Source organism: Lentzea sp. NPDC059081, from assembly GCF_042738015.1.
Taxonomy (GTDB): Bacteria; Actinomycetota; Actinomycetes; order Mycobacteriales; family Pseudonocardiaceae; genus Lentzea.
This window is the reverse complement of the sequence record NZ_JBHYGW010000021.1, coordinates 77238-100065: the sequence shown is the minus strand read 5'-3', so window position 1 is coordinate 100065 and position 22828 is coordinate 77238. Positions and strand designations below refer to the sequence as shown.

Below are 22828 nucleotides of genomic sequence, written 5' to 3'. Positions count from 1 at the left end.
TTCACCATGCCCGAAAGAACTGGGGGAACTGCTGTGAGAACAAGAGGAATCGCGATCGCGGCCGTCGTCGCCGCCGGACTGGTGACGCCGGTGCTCGCCACGCAGGCCGTCGCCGCGGGCACGCTCTCGTGCCAGACCGCCGCACCGGTCTTCGTGCGGCACGCCGACACCGGCCTGGAGCTGCGGGCGCACCAGGAACCGGAGAACGGCAACCCGGTCTGGTCGGCCAACCGCGGCATCGGCTTCGCGTGGGACGGGCAGATGCACACCGGTCCCGGCGGTCGCACGTACGAGATCACGCCCGAGGGCGACGTCAACAAGTTCGTCTGGAACGGCACCGGCTGGGACAACGGCGGCGTCAGCGACAAGATCGCCGGCGGCTGGCACGGCTGGGGTGACGCGGCCGCGCGGACCCGGCTCACGATCGACGCCAAGGGCGACTTCTACGGCTTCCCGTCCGACAACGCCCTGCACTGGTGGCGCTTCGACGAGAGCACCCGCGTCTGGACCGAGCGGATCATCGACACCGGCTGGGGCACGAAGTACACCATGATCTTCGCCGACGGCGAGGGCGGCCTGTTCGCCCGCTCGACCGACGGCAAGCTGTTCCGCTACCAGTACGACGCCGAGAGCCAGCGCTGGCTGGAGTACGAGCGCGAGGTCGGCAGCTCGGGCTGGAACCAGTTCTCCGACGTGGCCTCCGTGGGCGGCGGCGTGTTCTACGCGGTGAAGGCCGACAGCGGCCAGCTGCGCTGGTACCGCTACCTCGGCGACGGCCAGTGGGCGGCCGACGCCGGCAAGTTCGTCTCCGACGGCTGGTCGGCGGACTGGCAGATCGAGGGCGCGCCGGACGCGTGCAAGATCCTCGGCGGCCCGACCCCGCCCGCCACGCCGGTGCTGACCCCGAACTACTCGGCGCCCGTCGCGGCCTACCAGGGTGACGACAACCTGGTGAACTACTTCTTCGTCAACCCGTCCGGCCGGCTCACGCACGGCAGGCAGCGCAGCACCGGCGACCTGCTCCTGGTGGACCACAAGGACCTCACGGGCCACGACAGGTTCACCGGCGAGGTGACCTACGGCGTGTACGGCGACGGGAAGCTGGAGGTCCAGGCGAACAGCTCCGCCGACGCGGGCGTCCGCACCCGCGGTCAGTCGACGAAGAACAGCGACGTGTGGTCCGCGTCGTTCAAGGAGCTCGCGGGCCGCTTCGTCGGCAACCCCGTGCTGGTGAAGGACAAGGACAACCTGCTCGTGTCGTTCGCCGTCGACTCCTCCGGCGCCCTCTGGTACCGCAAGCAGCTCGTGCTGTGGGGCGCGCCCTCGCAGGGCACGTTCGGCGCCTGGCGGTCGCTCGGCGGCTCCGGCCTGACGGCCGACTTCACGGCGCTGCGCAACGGGACCGAGATCGACGTCGCCGGCCGCTACGCCGACGGTTCGGTGCGCGTCAGCAGGGTCACCGGGTCGACGCTGGCCGCCGCGCGTAGCACCGGTGGCACCGACGTGCTGGGCAAGCCCGCCGCCGTCGTGCACACCGACGGCAAGGTGCAGGTCGTGGTCCGGCGGTCCGACAACAAGGTCTACACGCAGCGGGAAGGCACGTCGGGCTTCCCCGGCCCCTGGCAGCCGGTCGGTGACCTGGTCGCGGCCGGCGCGCCCGCCGCGGTGCTGGCCGGCAACGGCAGCCTGGAGCTCAGCGTCCGCGACGGCAACGGCCTGGTGAACACGACGGGTCAGTCGAGCCCGTCCGTGCCGTTCCGCGTGTGGGAAGTCCGGGACACCCACGAAGCGGGCACCGACACCACGATGATCAAGATGAACAACGGCGACGTGCTGCTGACGTGGCGCGACCCGATGGGCGAGGTCTACGCCTATCGCGGGGCGATCGGCGCGATGGCCCGCAAGGCCGTGGCCGAGGTGACCTACGTGGGCGGCAAGACGTCCTGACGCCCAAAGCGAAAGGGGCTCTCCGATGTGGAGAGCCCCTTTCGCGCGTCGAGCGGGTCAGTCGACGACGGCCAGCGCGTCGATCTCGACCAGCAGACCGGCCGGCAGTCCGACGTAGACAGTCGTGCGCGCGGGCGCCGGGTCCGTCACGAACTCGCCGTAGACCTCGTTCAGCTCCGCGAAGTGCGCGGTGTCGGTGAGGTAGACGCGGATCATCACGACGTCGTCGATCGACGCGCCACCGGCGGCGAGCACGGCGTGCAGGTTCGCGAACGTCTGGCGCGTCTGCTCGGCGACCGTGGTGCCGACGATCTCGCCGGACTTCGGGTCGAACGCGACCTGGCCGGCCACCTGCAGGATGTTGCCCTTGCGCACACCCTGGGAGAAACGGGCCACCGGCTGCGGCGCGTCGGCGGTCTTGATCTCAACCTTGGACAACGGAGACTCCCTCAAAACAGTGTTCGATTTCTACCTGGGCACATAGCCGCATTCGACTGACGCGGCCTCGGCGGTGGCGAGCAGGTCGGGCAGGTGCGACAGCAGGCCGTCGAAGTCGAGCAGCACCTTCGGCACCGACATCGAGACGGCCGCGAGCACCTCGCCGCGGGCACCCCTGATCGGGGCGCCGATGCAGTGGATGAAGTCCTCGTGCTCGGAGTTGTCGACGGCGTACCCGTTGGCGCGCACGCGGTCCAGCTCGGCCAGGTACGCGGCCGGGCCGAGGATGGTGTTCTCGGTCAGCTTCGGGAACTCCATGCCCGCCAGCACCTTCTGCAGCGCGGGCGCGGGCAGGTCGGCCAGCAGGATCTTGGCCACGGCCGTGCAGTGCAACGGCGCGCGGCGGCCGATCCGCGAGTACATGCGCATCTGGTGGCGTGACTCGTACTTGTCGATGTAGATCACCTCACCGTCCTCGTAGGACGCGAGGTGGACGGTGTGGCCGAGGCGGGCGTTCAGCTCGCGCAGCGCCGGTTCGGCGGCACGGCGGACGTCCCGCTCCTCCAGGGCCCGGTTGGCGAGGTCGAACAGCGCCGTGCCGAGGCGGTAGTGGTGCACGCCGTCGCGCTGCACGAACCGGTGCGACTCCAGGGTCCGCAGCAGCCGGAGCGTCGTCGACTTGTGCACGCCGATCACGCCGGACAGCTCGTCCAGCGTCTTCGGTCCCGTCGCGAGCTGGCTCACGAGCGTGAGCGCGCGGTCGAGGCTCTGGCTCATCTACACCTCCAGGCGGGCGGACGCCCAGGTCCGCGGGTCGGCGTGCAGCAGCGGGTCCGACACGTCGTCCGGCAAAGGATCTCCGACGTCCTCGGCGGTGAGCAAAGCGGAGGCCGCCTGCAGGTGGCCCGCGCGCAGCCGCACCGACGGGGTCGCCCCCGCCAAGGTAGCCGCGAGGAACCCGGCCGCGAACGCGTCGCCGGCGCCGACCGGTTCCACGACCTCGACCTTCAGCGCCGGCTCGAAGTACGACTCGCCGTCCTCCAGCAGCGTCGCGCCGTCCGCGCCCTGCTTGACCACCAGCGACGCCGGGCCGGGCAGCAACGCCCGCAGCCGCTGCGGGTCACCGGTCCCCCACACCAGCTCCGCCTCGTCCGACCCGGCGAGCACGACGTCGGCCAGGTCCGCGAGCTCCCGCAGGACGCGCGGGTCGCGGTCGGTCCACAGCGCGGGCCGCCAGTTCAGGTCGAACGAGATCCGGAACCCGTGCCGCGGGCGGCGCAGGAGCTCCTGCATCAACGCCAGGCACGAGTCCGACAGAGCGGGCGTGATGCCGCTGACGTGCACCAGCGCGACTTCGCCGAGGCCGAGCCGGTCGATCATCTCGAGGCCCATGCCGGACGCAGCCGACCCGCGCCGGTAGTAGCGCACGGGGCTGCCGTCCGGGGAGGCCTCCTTGACGTAGAGGCCGGTCGGGCGCACCGGGTCGACCCGCACCCCCGACACGTCGACGCCGTAGCCGCCCACGGTGTCGAGCACCGCCAGCCCGAACGAGTCGTCGCCGACCGCGCTGACCCAGGACGACCGCACCCCGAGGCGCGTGAGGTGACAGGCCACGTTGGACTCGGCACCACCGACGGCGCGATGCCACGTGCGCACCAGATGCACAGGTCCGGGGTCAGCCGGAACCATCATCACCATGGTCTCGCCGAGGCACACGACACCGCCGACGTGTTCGAACCGCATGCGTGCTCCAGAGGTGTTCGTTGACGGCGGCGCACCCGAATGCTACACACTCCAGCATCACATCGCGCAATGGGAGTTGCAAAATATGCAACAACTGATGGAGATGGACCTCGCCGCCGTCGCCGACATCCGGTCCGAACGGGTGAACTGGCGGTTCAAGGGCCTGCCGTCCACCACGTTCGGCTCGACGATCGGCGAAGTCGCCGACCGGCGGCTGGACCTGTTCGCCGACGAGTTCGTCGGGCCGCTCGTCGTACTGGACGCGGACGCGTTGACGCACAACCTGACGACGATGGCGCAGTGGTGCGACAACCACGGCGTCAAGCTCGCGCCGCACGGCAAGACGACGATGGCTCCGCAGCTCTTCCAGCGGCAGATCGAGCACGGCGTCTGGGCCATCACCGCGGCCAACGCCTCCCAGCTGCGCGTCTACCGGGCGTTCGGCGTCTCCCGGATCCTGCTGGCGAACCAGCTGCTCGACCCCGCCGCGCTGCGCTGGCTGGTCGGCGAGCTGGACGCCGACCCGGCGTTCGAGTTCAGCTGCTGGGCCGACTCCGAGGCCGGCGTCGCGCTGATGACCGAGACGCTGCAGGAGCTGCAGCCGTCCCGGCCGGTCGACGTGATCGTCGAGCTCGGCGCCCCCGGCGGCCGGACCGGCGCCCGCGACCTCGACACGGCGCTGGCCGTCGCGCGGGCCGTGGACCAGAGCCCGGTGCTGCGGCTGGTCGGCGCCGGCGGGTACGAGGGTGCTCTCGCGCACGACGCGTCCGACTCGGCGAAGTCCGTCATCGACGGCTACCTGGACGACCTGCGCACGCTCGTGCTGCGGCTGGCCGAGGCCGGGACGTTCGACGAGCTGGACTCGGTGATCGTCACCGCGGGCGGCAGCGCGTACTTCGACCAGGTCGCGGCGACGCTCTCGCAGCCGTGGCCGGTGCCGGTGACCCCGGTGCTGCGCAGCGGCGCGTACATCACGCACGACGACGGCTTCTACCGCGGCATCTCGCCGTTCTCGCGGATCGACGGCGTGGAGCCGTTCAAGAGCGCTCTGCGCGCGTGGGCCCAGGTGACCTCGCGGCCGCAGCGCGACCTGGCGCTGCTGACGATCGGCAAGCGCGACGCGTCGTTCGACGAGGGCCTGCCGGAACCGCAGCTGCTGCGCCGCCGCGACGGTGCGATCGCCCCGCTGGCGCAGGCGAGCGTGACCGCGCTGAACGACCAGCACGCGTTCCTCCAGCTCGGCGCGGAGGCCACGGTCCGGGTCGGCGACTGGGTCGGGCTGGGCCTGTCCCACCCGTGCACGGTGTTCGACAAGTGGCAGCTCATCCCGGTCGTGCAGGGCACGACCGTGGTCGACCTCATCCGCACCTACTTCTGACGAGGAGTGCACCGATGGACGACATCGTCCTGCGCGGACCACTGATCGCCGACGGCACCGGCGCGCCCGCGTACCGCGCGGACGTGTCGATCAAGGACGGTGTCATCGCCTCGATCGGGGACGGCCTGTCGGCGTCGCGGTCGATCGACGCGGACGGGCTCGTGCTCGCGCCGGGGTTCATCGACATGCACTCGCACTCCGACCTGCGCGTGCTCGCCGAACCGGACCACCTGGCGAAGGTCTCGCAGGGCGTCACGACCGAGGTGCTCGGCCAGGACGGCCTGTCGTACGCGCCGGTGGACGACGAGGTGCTCGCGACGTTGCGCGGCCAGCTCGCCGGGTGGAACGACGACCCGCCCGGCTTCGACTGGAACTGGCGCTCGGTCGGCGAGTACCTCGACCGGCTCGACCGGGGCATCGCCGTCAACGCCGCGTACCTGGTGCCGCAGGGGACGTTGCGGATGCTCGTCGTCGGCTGGGACGACCGGCCGCCGACCGAGTCCGAGATGGACAGGATGAAGACCGTGCTCGCGCAATCGCTTGCGGAGGGCGCGATGGGCATGTCGTCCGGGCTCACCTACACGCCGGGCATGTACGCGGACACGTCCGAGCTCGTGCAGCTGTGCGAGGTCGTCGGGCAGCACGGCGGGTTCTACAGCCCGCACCACCGCAGCTACGGCGCGGGCGCGTTGGAGGCCTACGCCGAGATGGTGGACGTGTCGAAGCGTTCCGGCTGCGCACTGCACCTGGCGCACGCGACGATGAACTTCCCGGTGAACAAGGGCCGTGCACCCGAGCTGTTGACGTTGCTGGACGACGCGATCGCCGGTGGTGCCGACATCTCGCTGGACACCTATCCCTACCTGCCGGGCGCGACGTACCTCTCCGCGTTGCTGCCGTCGTGGGCCACGGAAGGCGGGCCGGAGAAGGCGCTGGCACGGTTGTCCGATGTGGACACCCGCGAACGCATCCGCGCCGAGATCGAGGAGACCGGGTCGGACGGCTGCCACGGCGTGCCGGTCGACTGGGACTCCATCGAGATCAACGGCGTGCGCAACGACCGCAACGCGCACCTCGTCGGCGCCAGCGTCCAGGCGTCAGCCGCACGCCTCGGCCGCGCGCCCGCCGACCTCTACTTCGACACGCTGGTCGACGAACGCCTGGGCACCTCGTGCCTCATGCACGTGGGCCACGAGGAGAACGTGCAGGCGATCATGAAACATCTGGCGCACACGGGCGGCAGCGACGGCCTGCTCGTCGGCGACCGGCCACACCCGCGCGCGTGGGGCACGTTCCCGCGCTACTTCGCGCGCTACGTCCGCGAGCTGGGCGTGCTGAGCCTGGAGGAGTGCGTCGAGCACCTCACCGGCCGTGCCGCCAAGCGTTTGCGGCTCACCGACCGGGGTCTGGTCCGCGAGGGCTGCGCGGCCGACCTGGTGCTGTTCGACCCGGAGACGATCGCCGACACGGCGACGTTCGACGAGCCGCGACAGCAGGCCGCCGGCATCCCGTTCGTGTTCTGCAACGGGGTGCCGGTGATCGATGACGGAACCGCCACCGGCGCATTGCCAGGCCATTCACTCAGGAGCCGCCCGTGATCGACTGGTTGCAACACTCAACAGGGGGCTTGCTCACCCTCGCGGTAGTCAGCATCGCGGTGCTGCTACTGCTGATCATCAAGTTCAAGGTCGAGCCGTTCATCGCCCTGATCGTCGTCGCCCTGCTGGTGGCCCTCCTGGCCGGCGTGCCGGTGGAGACGCTGGTCGGGTCGGCGCAGAAGGCCTCGGACTCGTTGCTGGAGAAGGGCTTCGGCTCCATCCTCGGCCACATCGCCGCGATCATCGGGCTCGGCACGCTGCTGGGCGCGATCCTCGAGGCGTCCGGCGGCGCGCAGGTGCTGATGGACAAGCTGATGAACGCGTTCGGCGAGAAGCGCGCGCCGGTCGCGATCGGTCTCGCCGGTCTGATCTTCGGCGTGCCGGTCTTCTTCGACATCGGCATCTTCGTGCTGGCACCGCTCGTGTACGTGGCGGCCAAGCGCAGTGGCAAGTCGATCGTGCTGTTCGCGATGCCGTTGCTGGCGGGCCTCTCGGTCATGCACGCGTTCATGCCACCGCACCCCGGACCGGTGGCGGCGGCCGGTCTGCTCAAGGTGTCGCTCGGCTGGATCATCATCATGGGTCTCGCGGTCGCGATTCCCGCGTGGTTCGTCGGCGGTGTCCTGTACTCGTACTGGATCGGCAAGCGCATCAACGTGCCGGTGCCGGAGGAGATGCTGGCGGCAGCCGAGGCGGCGCGGGCGGAGAACGGCAGCGGTGACGACGGTCGTGAACCGCCGTCGCTCGGCCTGGTGCTGGCGATCATCGGTCTGCCGCTGGTGCTGATCCTCGCCGGCACGTTCGGCTCGATCCTGCTGACCAAGGGCTCGAAGCTGTACTCGGTGGCGACGTTCTTCGGCACGCCCGCGGTGGCGCTGACGATCTCGGTGCTGCTCGCGTTCTGGCTGCTGGGTTTCCGGCGCGGCATGACCAGGGAGAAGGTCGCGGAGCTGTCCGCCGCGTCGCTGAAGCCGGTCGCGATGATCCTGCTCGTGGTCGGCGCCGGTGGCTTCTTCGGCGCCGTGCTGGCCGCGACGGGCATCGGCAAGACGCTGGCGAACGAGCTCTCGGGCATCGGCCTGCCGGTGATCGCGCTGGCGTACGTGATCAGCTGCGTCATCCGCATCGCCCAGGGCTCGGCGACGGTCGCGATCGTGACGACCGCGGGCATCGTCGCCCCGGTGGTCGCGGACCTGAACTACTCGCAGCCGCAGCTCGCGCTGGTCGTCATGGCCATCGCGTCGGGCTCGATCATCGCCTCGCACGTCAACGACGGCGGGTTCTGGATCGTGTCCCGGTACTTCGGCCTGTCGGTGAAGGAGACGCTGCAGTCGTGGACCGTCCTCGAGACCATCCTCTCGGTGGTCGGTTTCGTGGTCGCCGCACTCATCAGCCTGGTTGTCTGATCCGACACAAATCAACATTTTCGCCCGCTTGACATCGCTGTGACGTGCCCTGAGGATCGGCCCATTGTTCATTTGTGTTTGATGTGAACGGGGCCCGCATGAACCACCCGGAGGTCGTGCACCTGCACGACGACACCTCCAGCGTCGTCATCACCCTCGAGGGCACGAGCCTCCCGGTCGTCTCGCACTGGGGGCGAACACTCGGAAGCGTCGACCAGGCCGCACTGCGCGGCCTGGTCGACGTCGTCTCGTGGACCAACCCGAACAACGCGCCCGACGTCCCGGTCCCGCTGGCACTGCTGCCCGACGCGGGTGCGGGATACGCGGGCCGCCCCGGTCTGCGCGGGCACCGCCAGGGCGAGCACTTCGCCCCCGCGCTGGCCGTGACGTCGCATTCCGCGGAGGGCGGCGTCTTCCGGTACGAGGCGTCGGACGAGGCCGCCGAGCTGACCGTCACCGGCACCGTCGAGCTGCTGCCGTCCGGCATGCTCCGGCTCCGGCACGTCGTCCGCAACGACGGCACGACGCCGTACGCGGTGGAGGGCTTGGAAACCGCGCTGCCGATCCCCGCGCACGCCGCCGAGCTCCTCGACTTCACCGGGCGGTGGAGCCGCGAGCGGTCACCGCAACGGCAGACGTTGCAGTACGGCTCGTGGGTGCGCGAGAGCCGTCGTGGCCGCACCGGGCACGACGCGACCATCGGGTTGCTGGCCGGCACGCCGGGCTTCTCGTTCCGCGACGGCGAGGTGTGGGCGGTGCACGTGGCGTGGAGCGGCAACCACGTGACGTACGCGGAGAACCTCGTCGACGGCCAACCCGTCCTGGGCGGTGGTGAGCTGCTGCTGCCGGGCGAGATCACGCTGGCGCCGGGCGAGGAGTACGAGACGCCGTGGCTCTACGCGGCCTACTCGAGCGAGGGCATCGACGGCATCAGCGCGGCGTTCCACCGGCAACTGCGGGAACGGTCGCTGCGGCCCCGTCCGATCGTGCTGAACACGTGGGAGGCCGTGTACTTCGACCACGACCTGGCCCGGCTGACCTCGTTGGCCGACACCGCCGCCGCCATGGGCGTCGAGCGGTTCGTGCTGGACGACGGCTGGTTCCGGCACCGCCGCGACGACACGGCGGGCCTCGGTGACTGGTACGTCGACGAGACCGTGTGGCCGGACGGGCTGACCCCGTTGATCAAGCACGTCCGCGCGCTGGGCATGGAGTTCGGGCTCTGGTTCGAGCCGGAGATGGTCAACACCGACTCCGACCTCTACCGCGCCCACCCGGACTGGGTGCTCGGGCCGCGTCCCGGCGTGCTGCCGCCCCCGTCGCGCAACCAGCAGGTGCTGAACATCGCGCACCCCGAGGCGTACGCGTACATCCTGGAACGGGTGTCGTCGGTGCTGGCGGACAACGACATCGCGTTCGTGAAGTGGGACCACAACCGCGACCTGATCGGCTCGCGGGTGCACGAGCAGACCGCCGCGTACTACCGGCTGCTCGACGAACTGCGGGCGCGGCACCCGCACGTGGAGATCGAGAGCTGCTCGTCCGGCGGCGGGCGGATCGACCTCGGCGTGCTCGACCGCACCGACCGCGTGTGGACGTCGGACTGCAACGACGCCCTGGAGCGGCAGCTGATCCAGCGGTGGACGGGTGTGTTCCTGCCGCCGGAGCTGATGGGCGCGCACGTCGGTCCCACGAAGTCGCACACGACCGGCCGGGTGCACGACCTGTCGTTCCGGGTGGCCGCAGCGTTGTTCGGGCACTTCGGGATCGAGTGGGACATCAACTCGGCCACCGAGGAGGAACGCGCCGGGCTGCAGGCCTCGATCGAGTACTACAAGGACGTGCGGGAGCTGGTGCACACCGGGACCGTCGTGCACTCCGACCACCCGGACCCGGCGGCTTGGGTGCACGGAATCGTTGCCGCGGACCGGTCCGAGGCGCTGTTCGGCTACATCCAGCTGGCGACGTCGACGCAGAACAAGCCGCGCCGCGTCCGGCTGCCCGGGCTAGACCCGGAGCGGACGTACCGGCTGTCGTTCGACGCTCCCGCCGGGCGGCCGACGCTGACCCAGCGGGGCCCCGGCCGGTGGGAAACGGTGGAGCTGCGCGGTTCGGTGCTGTCGGAGGTCGGCGTGCAGCTGCCGGTCCTGGAGCCGGAGCAGGCGGTCCTGCTGCGCCTCCGATAGGGCGAAGCCCCGGCGAGAGCGCTCTCGCCGGGGCTTCCCTCTCCCCCTTCTACCGGCCGGCGCGACTTCCGTCGGCCTTGGTGGCCCACCACTTGCCGCCAACGCCCTGCCCGTTGGCGTCACCGCAGACCTCGTCCCCTGCGAACAGGTACTGCGGCCACCCCGCGATGGTGAGCTGTTTCTTCCCGTCCCGCTCGATCGTCCCCACGATCGAGGAGTCCACGCCCTGCACCTGGAACCCCTCGCTGACGAAGGCGGGCGGCCACTGCTCCGCGCACTTGCCCTGGCAGGTGCTCGTGGGCGGGTCCGCGGAGTCGTCGTCGAACCGGTAGAGCGTCATGCCGTCGGCGTCGGTGGCGATGACGCCGAGGTCGCCGACGGTCGCGCTGGTGAGCGCGATCGCCTTGTTCTGCTGGGCCTTCTTGCCGTCGGTGGCCGTGGCGAACCACTTCGCGACCGTGACGCCCTTGGCCTCACCGGGCCTGGTGTCGTTCTTGAACGTGTACTGCGGCCAGTTCGCGACCGTGAGCTGCTTGCGGCCGTCCTTGCGGGTGACCGTGCCGAGCAGCTTCGGGTCGACGCCCTTGACCCGCGGCTGGCCGCCCTCGACGTAGACGGGCGGCCAGTTCTCGGCGCAGCCACCGTCGCAATTGGACGCTGAAGGCTGTGCCGTGTCCCCGTCGAACCGGTAGAGCGTGAGGCCCGCGTTGTTGGTCAGCACCGCGCCGAGACCCGAGATGACCCCCGTGCGGGCGGCGAGCTGCGTGCGGTCGCCCGCCTTGCCGGTGGCGAACCACTTGCCCTGCAGGCCCTGGCCCTTGGTCTCGCCCGGCTTGGTGTCCTTGGCGAACCGGTACTGCGGCATGCCGTCGACGGTGAGCTGGCGGCTGCCGTCCTGGCGGACGATGCTGCCGACGTCGTCGACGCCGTCGACCGAGAAGTTCTCCCCGGACACCGTGGCCGGCGGCCAGGTCGCGGCGCACTGACCGTCGCAAGTGGACTCGTTCGGCCTGTCGCCGTCGAACCGGTAGAGCGTGAAGCCCTCGGCGTCGGTGACGACCGGACCGAGGTCCTCGATGTCCGCGACCTTCAGCGCCATCACGCTGTCCTGCTGCTGCGCGACCGGCTTGCTCTCCGGCGCGCCCGCGCAGGCGGTCAGCGAGATCAACCCCAGCGCGACGACCGCGACGCTCTTGCGGATCATCCCCGACCTCCTGGCTCGTGCCCTCCGATGCACACCACACGCAGAGCGGGCCAGAACGGTTCAAAGAAATTCCTAGAACATCGCGCGCTTCAACGCGGGCACCGCGGAGGCCGTCCTGAGCACGGTCCGGAACAGGGTGCGCGAGAGCGGGCTTCCCTCCGCGAACTGCCTGGCAGCACGCAGTGAGTCGCGCACGGCGGCGAAGCCGTAGTCGTACATCTCGGTCTCGTAGGCGCGGATACCCTCCACTCCTTCTTCGACGAGCTTGCGCGCGAGCAGCTGTGCGTCGCGCAACGCCACGTTCGCCCCGATACCGCGCATCGGTGTCATCGCGTGGATCGCGTCACCGAGCAACGTGACGTTCGTGCTCTCCCACCGTTCGATGGGCTTCGACGATCTGATGCGCCACTGGCTGACCGTGTCCGAGTGCGATGACCTCACGATCCTTTGCAGGTCCGGACTCCACTGGGAGATCCTGCGCAACACGGTCTGTTGCAGGCCCTCGGTGAGGTCGAGGCCGTGCGCCGCGTACGCCCACATCAGGTAGGGACGCGTGTTGTCGAACAGCGCCCCATCGGCGTCCGTGTGCCCGAACCCGTCGTGACTCGCCAGGAACATCCCGCACCTGCTGGTCGGGACGATCGTGTTGGCCCGGTCGAGAAGACTGCGCGGGATCCAGTCGTTCTCGTCGAGGAAGAGCTTGCCCGCCACCGCGACGACCCCGACCTCCTCGGTGCCCGCGTGCGGCAGGTACTGCTCTCGCACGCGGGACCGGATGCCGTCGGCGCCGACGAGCACGTCGCACCCGGCGGTCGTGCCGTCCTCGAAGTGCAGCGTGATGGCATCACCTTGCTCGTAGCGCACGAAACGCTTGCCGAACCGCACGTCCAGTCCGTCGAGCAGCACCTGCCGGAGCGTGATCCGGCTGGCCGAGTAGTGCTTCTCCTCGTCCGGGTCGAGCACCAGCAACGGCTTGAGCTGTTCGGTCAGGAACCCGAACCCGTTGCCGTCCGTGCCCGCGCTCCGCTCGAAACGCTCCCAGCCCGCCGCGGGCAAGCACTCCCGCAGCGCGGCGGCACCGTCCGGGTTGATGTGCACCCGGTACCCCTGCAGGCGGTCCGTGCGCGAGAGGTCGCGCTCGTACACCGCCACGTCCACGCCGGCCCCGCGCAACCCGTGCGCCAGGCACAGCCCGCCGATTCCCCCACCCACCACAGCGATTCTCATGCCTCCGAGCTTCAACCGAGCGGTTGATTAAGTCAACCCATTGGTTGATAAACAACCCGTCGGCTACCGTGTGGCGGTGGATCAACGTCGTTCGCCCAGCGCCTCCGAACGCAAGCGCGACCCGGAACGCACGCGGGCCCTGCTGCTGGAGGCGGCCGCGGCGGAGTTCGGCGCCAAGGGCTACGCGGCCACGCGCACGACGGACATCGCGGCACGCGCCGGCGTGAACAAACAGCTGATCTCCTACTACTTCGGCGGCAAAGAGGGCCTGTACAAGGAGATCGCGACGAGCTGGCACACCTCCGCCGCCGAGATGGCGAGCACCGAGCAGCCGCTCGACCAGGTGCTGGCGGGCTTCGTGCACACCACGCTCACCGACCAGGGCCGCCTGTGGGCGTGGTCGAACCTGGCCGGCGACAGCCCGCCCGTCGACGAGGCGTTCCTGCGCACCCAGGTCGACCAGCTGCGCGGCCGGCAGGCCGCGGGCGAGCTGCCGGCCGACCTCGACCCCGGTTTCCTGCTGCTGGCACTGATGGCGGCGGCCGCCGCGCCGTTGACCCTGCGGCAGACCGCGGGCCAGATCACCGGCGAGGACCCGGCCACGCCGGAGTTCGCGCAGAGGTACGCCGACCAGCTGGCCCTGCTCGTGCGGCACCTGTCCGGCCGCACCTGATGCGGCTCGTCCGGGCGGAACCCGGCCGGACCGCCCGGCGTCCACGCCGCAGCGGCCCGGCTTCCGCCCCAGCCACGTCCTGGGGGTAGGTCACTCGCGGCTGGCGGCCTTGGCTTCGAGGACCTGCTTCAGCCCCTTGAACCCGCCGCGCATCATCATGTCGTGGTTGCCGCGGAAGAACGGCTTGGCGATCAGCACGAGACGCCGCAGCAGCGCCTTGTTGACCACGACCTCCTGGTCGAACATCAGGTCGGTGCCGCCGTCCCTGCCGATGATCTCCCAGCTCGCGAAGCCCTCGATGTCACCGGTCAGCGTCGCGCGCAGCAGACCGGCCTGCTGGTTCCTGATGCTGTGGCGCACCTGCACGACGAGGTCGAACGGCAGGAACGAGCGGCAGCGGAGCTCGCCCGTCTCGTCGTCGATCTTCCTGGCCGACCGCACCTCGCTCCACCACTTCGGGTAGTTCGCGATGTCGGACAGCACCTCGTACACATCGGCTGGAGACGCGTCGACGTGCCACACGCTGCGGAAGCGATAGCGGTTCAGTGACACGGCCACCATCATCCCGGATGGGTCGTCCGAGTGACAGGCTCACGACCCAACTCACAGGTAACCGCGAATTCCCCACGGCATGTACTACGGCTCAAGCGGGACTCCAGCGCCCCGCTAGGCCGTCCGTGTTCACTTGCCGGTGAGCTGAGGAAGCCGTTCCAGGGCCCGCAACCAACCGGCAGCCACGACTCGGCGGAGTGCCTGCTCCGACGAGTCGAGCACCTCTACGAGGCTGAAGGGGTGCGCTGAGGGCTCCTCGCGTGATGCCCGAAGGATCTCGCGGTGGGCCAGCGCGTCGAGTGGGATCATCACCCTGCTGCCGACACCTCCTCGTTCTCGAGCACCTGCAGCAAGAACTGCCCCGTGTAGCTCTTCTCGACCTCGGAGACCTGCTCGGGTGTGCCCTCTGCCACGACCATACCGCCGCCGGAGCCCCCTTCGGGACCCATGTCGACGATCCAGTCGGACGTCTTGATGACGTCGAGGTTGTGCTCGATGACGATGACGGTGTTCCCCTTGTCCACCAGGCCGTTGATCACGCCCAGCAGCTTGCGGATGTCCTCGAAGTGCAGGCCCGTCGTGGGCTCGTCGAGGATGTAGACCGTCTTGCCCGTCGACCGCTTCTGCAGCTCCGACGCGAGCTTCACGCGCTGCGCCTCACCACCGGACAGCGTGGGCGCGGGCTGACCGAGCCTGACGTACCCGAGACCGACCTCGACCAGCGTCTTCAGGTGCCGGTAGATGGCGTTGATCGGTTCGAAGAACGTCGCGGCCTCCTCGATCGGCATGTCGAGGATCTCGGAGATCGTCTTGCCCTTGTAGTGCACTTCCAGCGTCTCGCGGTTGTACCGCGCGCCCTTGCAGACCTCGCAGGGCACGTAGACGTCCGGGAGGAAGTTCATCTCGATCTTGATGGTGCCGTCGCCCGCGCACGCCTCGCAGCGGCCGCCCTTGACGTTGAACGAGAAGCGGCCCGGCTGGTAGCCGCGGACCTTCGCCTCGGTCGTCGCCGCGAACAGCTTGCGGACGTGGTCGAACACACCGGTGTAGGTGGCCGGGTTGGACCGCGGCGTGCGGCCGATCGGCGACTGGTCGACCCGCACCAGCTTGTCGACCTCGTTCAGCCCGTTGATCCGGGTGTGCCGGCCGGGCACCTGGCGCGCGCCGTTGAGCTTGTTCGCGAGCACCGTGGCGAGGATGTCGTTGACCAGCGTCGACTTGCCCGAACCGGACACGCCGGTGACGGAGGTCAGCGTGCCGAGTGGGAACGACACGTCGATGCCGCGCAGGTTGTGCTCGCGGGCGCCGACGACGGTCAGCTGGCGCTTCTTGTCGATCTTGCGGCGCTTCGCGGGCATCGGGATCGACTTGCGGCCCGACAGGTAGGCGCCGGTGATCGACTCCTTGTTGGACAACAGCTTCTTGTACGGGCCGCTGTGCACGACCTTGCCGCCGTGCTCGCCGGCGCCGGGGCCGATGTCGACGACCCAGTCGGACGTGCGGATCGTGTCCTCGTCGTGCTCGACGACGATCAGCGTGTTGCCGAGGTCGCGCAGCCTCGTCAGCGTCTCGATCAACCGGTGGTTGTCGCGCTGGTGCAGGCCGATCGACGGCTCGTCGAGCACGTACAGCACGCCCACCAGGCCGGAGCCGATCTGCGTGGCGAGCCGGATGCGCTGCGCCTCCCCGCCGGACAGGGTGCCGGAGGCGCGGTCGAGCGACAGGTAGTCGAGGCCGACGTCGAGCAGGAAGTGCAGGCGGGCCTGGATCTCCTTGAGCACCGCGCCCGCGATCATCGACTCGCGCTTGCCGAGCTTGAGGCCGTCGAGGAAGTCGGAGCACTCCGACACGCTCATCGCGCAGACCTCGGCGATGGAGCGGTCACCCTTCTTGCCGTGGTGCAGCGTGACGGCGAGGATCTCGGGCTTGAGGCGGGTGCCGGAACACGCGGGGCACGGGACCTCGCGCATGTAGCCCTCGTACTTCTCCCGCATGTACTCGGACTCGGTCTGCTCCTGACGCCGTTCGAGGAACGGGATGACGCCCTCGTAGTTGGCGTAGTAGGAGCGCTCACGGCCGTAGCGGTTCTTGTACCGGACGTGCACCTGCTCGTCGATGCCGTGCAGGACCGCCTTCTGCACCTTGGCCGGCAGCAGCCGCCACTGCGTGTCCATCCGGAAGCCGATGGTCTCGCCGAGCGACTGGAGCAGCCGCGTGAAGTACTCGGCGGTCTGCCCGCCGGCCCACGGGGCGATGGCGCCGTCGCCGAGGCTCAGCTCGTCGTCCGGCACCACGAGCTCCGGGTCGACCTCCTTGCGCACGCCGATGCCCGTGCAGACCACGCAAGCGCCGTAGGGCGAGTTGAAGGAGAACGACCGCGGCTCCAGGTCCTCGATCGCGAGGGGGTGGCCGTTGGGGCACGCCAGGTTCTCGGAGAAGCCCCTGACCCGCTTCGGGTCGGTCTCCGGGAGGTCGACGAACTCCAGCTCGACCAGGCCGTCCGCGAGTCGCAGCGCCGTCTCGACCGAGTCGGTGAGGCGCTGCTTGGACGACGCCTTGACGCTCAGCCGGTCGATGACGACCGCGATGTGGTGCTTCTCCTGCTTCTTGAGCTTCGGCACCTCGCCCAGCGCGTGCACGACGCCGTCGACCTTCGCGCGGGAGTAGCCCTGCGACTGGAGGTTCTGGAACAGGTCGAGGTACTCGCCCTTGCGGCCGCGGATGACCGGCGCGAGCACCTGGAACTTGGTGCCCTGCTCCATCGCGAGCACCTGGTCGACGATCTCCTGCGGCGTCTGCTTGCCGATCGCCTCGCCGCACTGGGGGCAGTGCGGCTTGCCGGCGCGGGCGTAGAGCAGGCGCAGGTAGTCGTAGACCTCGGTGATCGTGCCGACGGTGGAGCGCGGGTTGCGGCTCGTGGACTTCTGGTCGATCGAGACGGCGGGCGAGAGGCCCTCGATGAAGTCGACGTCGGGCTTGTCCATCTGCCCGAGGAACTGCCGCGCGTACGCCGAGAGCGACTCGACGTAGCGGCGCTGGCCCTCGGCGAAGATCGTGTCGAAAGCCAGGCTCGACTTGCCGGAGCCGGACAGCCCCGTGAAGACGATCAGGCTGTCCCTCGGCAAGTCGAGATCGACGCCGCGCAGGTTGTGCTCGCGGGCGCCGCGAACAACAAGACGGTCTGCCACTGGGGTCCCTTCGGCTGCGATTGGCGGGTCACTCACGCCACACTCTTCCGAACAAGCGTTCGAAGCTTAGCGGCATCTTCTCGGCGGCATCGACCGACCCGCCGACCATGCTAGGTGCCACCCCCGACAAAAACGGATCGAGCGGCTTCCGCATTCCCCTGAGCAGGCCTTCCTCACTAGGCTGGTCACTTCGATCAGAGCCTCAACGTCGGGGAGAGGCAGCACATGACCCAAACGCCGTCCACGCAGCACACGACCGTCCCAGCGCCGCGAGGTGTGCCCGACCGGCACATCACCGCAGTGCGGCAGGCGACAGAGGTGCTGTACGAGGCCGTCGAGGAGCTGGACGAGGCCGCCGTGCGCGGCGACAGCCTGCTTCCCGGGTGGACCCGCGGACACGTCATCACCCACCTCGCCCGCAACGCCGACGCGCTGGTGAACCTGCTCACCTGGGCGCGGACCGGGGTCGAGCACCAGGCCTACGCGTCACGGGCGGACCGCGACGCCGACATCGAGGAGGGGTCCCACCGGCTGCTGCAGGTCATCAAGGCCGACCTGGACTCCGCGTGCCTGCGGTTCGAGGCCGCCTGCCGCGAGATGCCCGCGCACGCGTGGCGGTCCGAGGTCACCGCGCCCAAGGGCCAGGCGATCCCGGCGTCCTCCGTGCCGCTGTTCCGGCTGCGCGAGATCTGGGTCCACCTGGTCGACCTGGACGCGGGCGTCGGCTTCGGCGACCTGCCGGACGACTTCGTGCAGGAGTTCCTGGACGACGCCGTGCGGCAGTTCGAGGGCAGGGTCGACCCGTTCGGCATCGAGGTGACCCTGCCCGACGGCACTCAGCGCAGCTGGACCGTCAACGGCCCGGCGAGCCGCATCTCGGTGAGCGGGTCGGCGAGCGCCGTCCTCGGATGGCTGACCGGCAGGACCGACGGCTCGGACCTGCGCGGCGAGCTGCCGGAGCTGCCCGACTGGATCTGAGTCAGCCACCGGTAGGCCGGTCGTTCGACGAACTTCGTCAGCGCCCAGCCGAGCACCAGCGCCGAGGTGAGGAACCCGGCGAGCAGCCACCCGGACCGCAGCCCAGCGGCGTGCACGCGGTCCATCACCACCGTGCCGATCTGCTGGTGCACGAGGTAGACCCCGTACGAGATGCCCGCGAGCCAGGTGATCGGCCTGGCGACCGGCTTGAAGAACACCCAGTCGGGTCCAGCAGCCGCTGCGCACACCATCAGTAGCAACAGAGCGAACCCGAACGTGGACCCGTACTCGGTCGTGTGAATTGCCTGGGCGACCAGCGTCGCCGTCAGGAGCGCGACCAGGTGCGGGGTCCTCATCCGGTCCTTGTGCCACAGCCAGATCGCGATGCCGGCGGCGAACAGCTGCGCCCTGTGCAGCGCGAACCCGTTGTAGACCACGAACAGCGGGTGCGAGTGGTCCAGCAGGGGCCGCAGCAGCAGCGGCGTGACGATCAGCGCCCACAGGAAGACCCGCAGCCACGTGCCTCTGAGGACCTTCACCAGCACGGCGCCGGCGATGAACGCGGCGATCTGCACGGGCACGGTCCAGTAGGCGAAGTCGACGATGTTGACGTCCGGGAACCACTGGTTGACCAGCAGCAGGTTGTAGAGGACGTCTCTGCCGTCGAGCTGGCTCCACCCCTCCGGCGCGATCCAGCGCTGCACCGAGTAGGTGAGCAGGACCGCCGCCAGGTAGGCGGGCACCAGCCGGGCGAGTCTTCTCCACAGGAACTGCCCTGGTCTGCCGCTGTTCAGCGACGCGCACGCGAAGAAGGCCGAGACGACCATCAGCGTGCTCGCGCCCATCGACATCGGGAAGGTGAACGGCAGCGGCCCCAGCTCGGGGTGGCTGCTGACGCTCGTGAGCGTGGCGTGGTGGAGCAACACGCACCCGATGGCGACGACGCGCAGGACGTCCCAACTGACCCTGCGGGCCGTACGGGGTTTCTCTCGTTGCGCTGGAATCACGATAGGCGGGGACCCTCGTCGTTGGTGCTTTCGGCGTACTCGCGGACCAAAGCTTGATCCTTACTTACCCTATGAGTGAGACCTGTATGCAACCTGAAGGTGTGCGTCTCGCCGCATGGACCGACTACCGTCTGCCACCGTGGACGTACTCGAGAACTACACCGGTCACGTCGATCCGGGCGGCCCCGCCGCCCGCCGCGCGCTGGACGCGCTGACCATCACGAAGATCTCCGTCGGACCGATGGACAACAACGCCTACCTGCTGGTCTGCCGGTCCACGAACGAGGCGTTGCTGATCGACGCGGCCAACGACCCCGAGCGCCTGTCCGACCTGCTCGACACCACCCCGGACGGCCCGCGCCTGCGCACGATCGTCACCACGCACCAGCACGGCGACCACTGGCAGGCACTGGCAGCCCTGGCCGACGCCCGCGGCGCGAACACCGTCGCCCACGAACTGGACGCCCCGGTGCTCCCCGTCACCCCGGACGTCCTGGTCGACCACGGCGACACCCTGAAGGTGGGCGAGGTCCCGCTCTCGATCATCCACCTGCGCGGCCACACGCCGGGCTCCATCGCCGTCGTCTACGACGACCCGACCGGCCACCCGCACCTGTTCACCGGCGACTCCCTGTTCCCCGGCGGTGTGGGCAAGACCACGTCGGCGGACAACTTCGCCTCGCTGATCAACGACGTGGAGGACCGCCTGTTCGCCGTCCTGCCCGACGACACCTGGTTCTACCCCGGCCACGGCGACGACTCGACGCTGGGCAAGGAACGCCCGTCGCTGGCGGAGTGGCGAGCCCGGGGCTGGTGAGCTTCGAATGGCTCCCGGCCGACGTGCCGGGAGCCCCGCTCAGGCCTGCCGGGTCGTGTTCTTTAGCCGCTGGACGAAGTCGTGCGGCAGGTCCTCCGGAGACGAGATGTTGAGCTTCGCCTCCACCGCCAGGGCGTTGCCGGTCAGCACGACGTCCGCGTAGCAGGTGATCCCGGCGTTCTGCAGCGGGCGCACGACGGTCAGCAGCTTGGCCGAGGTCTGCTTCGTCAGCTCACCGATCTCCTGACCGTCGACGAAGACCACGACGACCTCGCTCGTGGAACGAGGACCGGTTCTCTCCACAGCCCGGAGGCTCGCGACGACCAGCGCCTTGCTCTGCGGGTGTGCCCGCTGCAGGAGAGGCTCCAGCACGTCCATGTGCTCGCTTTCGCGAGTCAGCTGGTAGGAACGGCCCGCCGGAACGGTCATGTGGGGCGACCTGTCGTCGACGTCGTTGATCGGGAACAGGACATCCGGATCGGCCAGGTCAAGCGAGACGCTCGCGATGAAATCCCCCGGTCCTCGGCGCCACCACAAGCGCGCACGGCACTCGGCGATCCTGTTCGACCGTTCCAGCACCTGGAGCGAGGCGGCGTACTCGACAGCCGACTCACGCGGCAGATAGCCGACCAACTGCCCCTCGACCAGTACTTGAACCGCGTTGCGATCGTGGGGATTCGACGGCTCACGACGCAATCGCGCCGTTGTTTCCCGCTCGCCGGTCGATGCTTTGCCGGCCAGCGCGCGGAGCGCCCGGAAGTAGTGCGACTCACCGACCACTTCCTGGCCGAACCAGCCGCGGCCTCGAAGCAGGAGCGTCGTGCCGGACGGCGCGACTGGAGCAGGCCGCGACTTCTCGGGCTGCGGACGAGAGACCTCCACAGCGCTCGAGGCTTCCACGCGAGAAGACAGCAGACCGTGGTAGAGCTTCTCGAAATCCGTTTGTTGTCCGCGGGTGAAGTGCAGCCGGCAAGCCCGCCCGTCCCGGACGACGAGGTCCAGGCATCCGTTTCGGAACAGCCGTGCCTTGGTCATCGAGACCGACAGCAACGCCGAGCTGCTCACCTCGAGCCTTCCGCCGCCCAACGCGACTTCGGCCACGGCGTTCTTGGGCACGACGACGAGCTGCCGACCGTCGAAGCCAACGGAAATGCCGTATCCGTCCATCGATCACTCCCGTCGACTCGGTGCGTGCTCGGCAACGTCCGGCTCACACACCTATTCGTCGGGGCAGCAGATCTCTGTTACGAATGACCGCAACCATCACTCGGGCGAGTGGAATAACCCCAAGCCTTATTACTCGCGGTTGACTTCGACGAGCTGAATTCACCCGTCCAGTGGGCTACATCGCGGGGCCATCCCCCACCACGATCGAAGTGGTTCGCGCTGCCGCTGAGAAGGGGGATCCAGGCGATGGCGTTCACTCCTCTAGTCGCGATGAAGAGCAAGCTCGGCGAGTTCCAGGCCCTGCAGAACCTCGCCGACCGCGAGACAGCCGGCCCCGGAGTCGTGATCGACCTGCGCGACTCCGTCGAACCCGACGGCGGCCTGCTCCTGCCCGCGCTCGTCAAAGCCGCCGTGCGCATGGCCGAACTGCGGCAGCCGGTCTGGATCGACACGCACCTGCTCAGCCCGAATGCCGCGCTCTCCCGGTACGCGGGCGGCGCGTTCGAGTTCCTCGACGACCGGATCGAAGCCGCTCTGCTCGAGAAGCACGGCCTCTTCGCCCCGGACGTCCCGGCCTTCGTCCCGGTCATCTCGGCCTCGCCGACGGACGACGAGCTCGTGCGGGTCGGTCTGTTGCAGGAGCACCGGCCCCGGCCGGTCGTGATCCGGTTCCGCGGCCTCGCGCCGAACCAGGTCGACGGCTGCCTCCGCCGCGTCTCTCCCATCACTCGCGGCAACCCGCTGCACGCCGTGGTCGACCTGGGTTTCGTGGAGTCGGTCCACCCGATGCAGGTGGCGCTCACGCGGTCACTCGCCGCCGAGTTGGGCGACCGGCTCGGCGCGTCCTCCACGACCGTGCTGGCCGGATCGATACCCGCTGTCCGGCACGGCTTCGTGACCACGGTCCGGGAGCGGCCCGAGGTCGTCCTGTGGCAGGAGGTGGCCGACGAGGTTCCCGGAATCAACTACGGCGACTACGGCGTGGTCAACCCCATCCCGCAAGCGTCAATGGATTCCGGGCCGCGCACCATCTACCCGTACCTCTACTACACCGTGCCCAGCCGCGTGATCGCGATGCGGAGGCAGCCCGTCAAGGACGACGGCAAGCTGATGACGGGCGAAGCCTTCGCGGATCTCGCCGACGAACTGGTGGCCCGGCCGGACTTCGCCGGCAGCACCTACTCGTGGGGCGACCGCGAGCTGGCCGGCTGCCGCAGTGGAGGCGGGCGGTCAGCGAAAACCGTGTCGCGCTGGGTCGCCATGGCGATGTCACACCACCTCGAACACCTGGCGAAGCGGCCACCAGCCGAGCTGTAGGT

The 22828-nt window shown here is 69.4% G+C and carries 18 protein-coding genes and 1 pseudogene; 9 read left to right on the top strand and 10 right to left on the bottom strand.

What is annotated here, in order from left to right:
- Positions 1–33 precede the first annotated feature (33 nt).
- Positions 34–1947, top strand: coding sequence for a tachylectin-related carbohydrate-binding protein (locus ACFWV3_RS34130; RefSeq protein ID WP_382417480.1), 1914 nt, complete (start codon positions 34–36; stop codon positions 1945–1947).
- A 57-nt stretch (positions 1948–2004) separates the two neighbouring features.
- On the opposite strand, the gene ACFWV3_RS34125 is transcribed toward ACFWV3_RS34130, so the two are convergent.
- The 3 genes from ACFWV3_RS34125 to ACFWV3_RS34115 are packed head-to-tail and all read right to left on the bottom strand — an operon-like array spanning position 2005 to position 4128.
- Complete coding sequence (locus ACFWV3_RS34125; RefSeq protein WP_030481733.1) at positions 2005–2385, bottom strand: RidA family protein; 381 nt, start codon at positions 2383–2385, stop codon at positions 2005–2007.
- 30 nt (positions 2386–2415) lie between these two features.
- Positions 2416–3162 (bottom strand): IclR family transcriptional regulator, encoded by a 747-nt coding sequence (locus ACFWV3_RS34120; RefSeq protein ID WP_382417477.1) that lies wholly within the window; start codon positions 3160–3162, stop codon positions 2416–2418.
- Positions 3163–4128, bottom strand: a complete 966-nt coding sequence (locus tag ACFWV3_RS34115) for a sugar kinase (protein ID WP_382417476.1) — start codon at positions 4126–4128, stop codon at positions 3163–3165.
- An 85-nt stretch (positions 4129–4213) separates the two neighbouring features.
- On the opposite strand from ACFWV3_RS34115, the gene ACFWV3_RS34110 reads away from it, so the two are divergent.
- The 4 genes from ACFWV3_RS34110 (at position 4214) to ACFWV3_RS34095 (ending at position 10696) form a co-directional block, all read left to right on the top strand.
- Positions 4214–5506, top strand: coding sequence for an amino acid deaminase (locus tag ACFWV3_RS34110; protein WP_382417474.1), 1293 nt, complete (start codon positions 4214–4216; stop codon positions 5504–5506).
- 14 nt (positions 5507–5520) lie between these two features.
- Positions 5521–7104: an amidohydrolase family protein gene (locus tag ACFWV3_RS34105; RefSeq protein WP_382417472.1), complete on the top strand. Its 1584-nt coding sequence runs from the start codon at positions 5521–5523 to the stop codon at positions 7102–7104.
- Positions 7101–8510 (top strand): GntP family permease, encoded by a 1410-nt coding sequence (locus tag ACFWV3_RS34100; protein ID WP_382417470.1) that lies wholly within the window; start codon positions 7101–7103, stop codon positions 8508–8510. The genes ACFWV3_RS34105 and ACFWV3_RS34100 overlap by 4 nt, the downstream gene beginning before the upstream one ends.
- Positions 8511–8608: 98 nt before the next feature.
- Entirely contained in the window at positions 8609–10696 is a 2088-nt protein-coding gene (locus ACFWV3_RS34095; protein WP_382417469.1) for an alpha-galactosidase, read from the top strand.
- A 49-nt stretch (positions 10697–10745) separates the two neighbouring features.
- Here the strand turns inward: ACFWV3_RS34095 and ACFWV3_RS34090 are convergent, their stop codons facing one another.
- Entirely contained in the window at positions 10746–11900 is a 1155-nt protein-coding gene (locus tag ACFWV3_RS34090; RefSeq protein WP_382417467.1) for a hypothetical protein, read from the bottom strand.
- A gap of 72 nt (positions 11901–11972) precedes the next feature.
- Complete coding sequence (locus ACFWV3_RS34085) at positions 11973–13127, bottom strand: FAD-dependent oxidoreductase (RefSeq protein ID WP_382417465.1); 1155 nt, start codon at positions 13125–13127, stop codon at positions 11973–11975.
- A 76-nt stretch (positions 13128–13203) separates the two neighbouring features.
- On the opposite strand from ACFWV3_RS34085, the gene ACFWV3_RS34080 reads away from it, so the two are divergent.
- Positions 13204–13800: a TetR/AcrR family transcriptional regulator gene (locus tag ACFWV3_RS34080; RefSeq protein WP_382417463.1), complete on the top strand. Its 597-nt coding sequence runs from the start codon at positions 13204–13206 to the stop codon at positions 13798–13800.
- Positions 13801–13890: 90 nt separating this feature from the next.
- On the opposite strand, the gene ACFWV3_RS34075 is transcribed toward ACFWV3_RS34080, so the two are convergent.
- From ACFWV3_RS34075 to uvrA, 3 genes are all read right to left on the bottom strand, one after another.
- Positions 13891–14352, bottom strand: coding sequence for an SRPBCC family protein (locus ACFWV3_RS34075; RefSeq protein ID WP_382417461.1), 462 nt, complete (start codon positions 14350–14352; stop codon positions 13891–13893).
- A 129-nt stretch (positions 14353–14481) separates the two neighbouring features.
- Positions 14482–14664 (bottom strand): hypothetical protein, encoded by a 183-nt coding sequence (locus tag ACFWV3_RS34070; protein ID WP_382417459.1) that lies wholly within the window; start codon positions 14662–14664, stop codon positions 14482–14484.
- Positions 14661–17540: an excinuclease ABC subunit UvrA gene (gene uvrA, locus ACFWV3_RS34065; protein WP_382417457.1), complete on the bottom strand. Its 2880-nt coding sequence runs from the start codon at positions 17538–17540 to the stop codon at positions 14661–14663. Before uvrA ends, ACFWV3_RS34070 begins: the two co-directional genes overlap by 4 nt.
- Before the next feature lie 225 nt (positions 17541–17765).
- On the opposite strand from uvrA, the gene ACFWV3_RS34060 reads away from it, so the two are divergent.
- Positions 17766–18518, top strand: a complete 753-nt coding sequence (locus tag ACFWV3_RS34060) for a maleylpyruvate isomerase family mycothiol-dependent enzyme (protein WP_382417455.1) — start codon at positions 17766–17768, stop codon at positions 18516–18518.
- Positions 18519–18568: 50 nt separating this feature from the next.
- On the opposite strand, the pseudogene ACFWV3_RS34055 reads toward ACFWV3_RS34060, so the two are convergent.
- Positions 18569–19525, bottom strand: a pseudogene (locus ACFWV3_RS34055) (acyltransferase family protein); the annotation flags it as partial.
- Between the two features lie 115 nt (positions 19526–19640).
- Here ACFWV3_RS34055 and ACFWV3_RS34050 point away from each other — a divergent pair.
- Positions 19641–20342, top strand: a complete 702-nt coding sequence (locus ACFWV3_RS34050; protein ID WP_382417453.1) for an MBL fold metallo-hydrolase — start codon at positions 19641–19643, stop codon at positions 20340–20342.
- A gap of 39 nt (positions 20343–20381) precedes the next feature.
- On the opposite strand, the gene ACFWV3_RS34045 is transcribed toward ACFWV3_RS34050, so the two are convergent.
- Positions 20382–21509 carry an HIRAN domain-containing protein gene (locus ACFWV3_RS34045; protein ID WP_382417452.1) on the bottom strand — a complete coding sequence of 376 codons (1128 nt, stop codon included), beginning with the start codon at positions 21507–21509 and terminating at the stop codon, positions 20382–20384.
- A gap of 270 nt (positions 21510–21779) precedes the next feature.
- On the opposite strand from ACFWV3_RS34045, the gene ACFWV3_RS34040 reads away from it, so the two are divergent.
- On the top strand, positions 21780–22826 hold the full coding sequence (locus ACFWV3_RS34040; RefSeq protein ID WP_382417450.1) for a hypothetical protein: 1047 nt from the start codon (positions 21780–21782) through the stop codon (positions 22824–22826).
- The last annotated feature ends 2 nt before the right edge of the window (positions 22827–22828 follow it).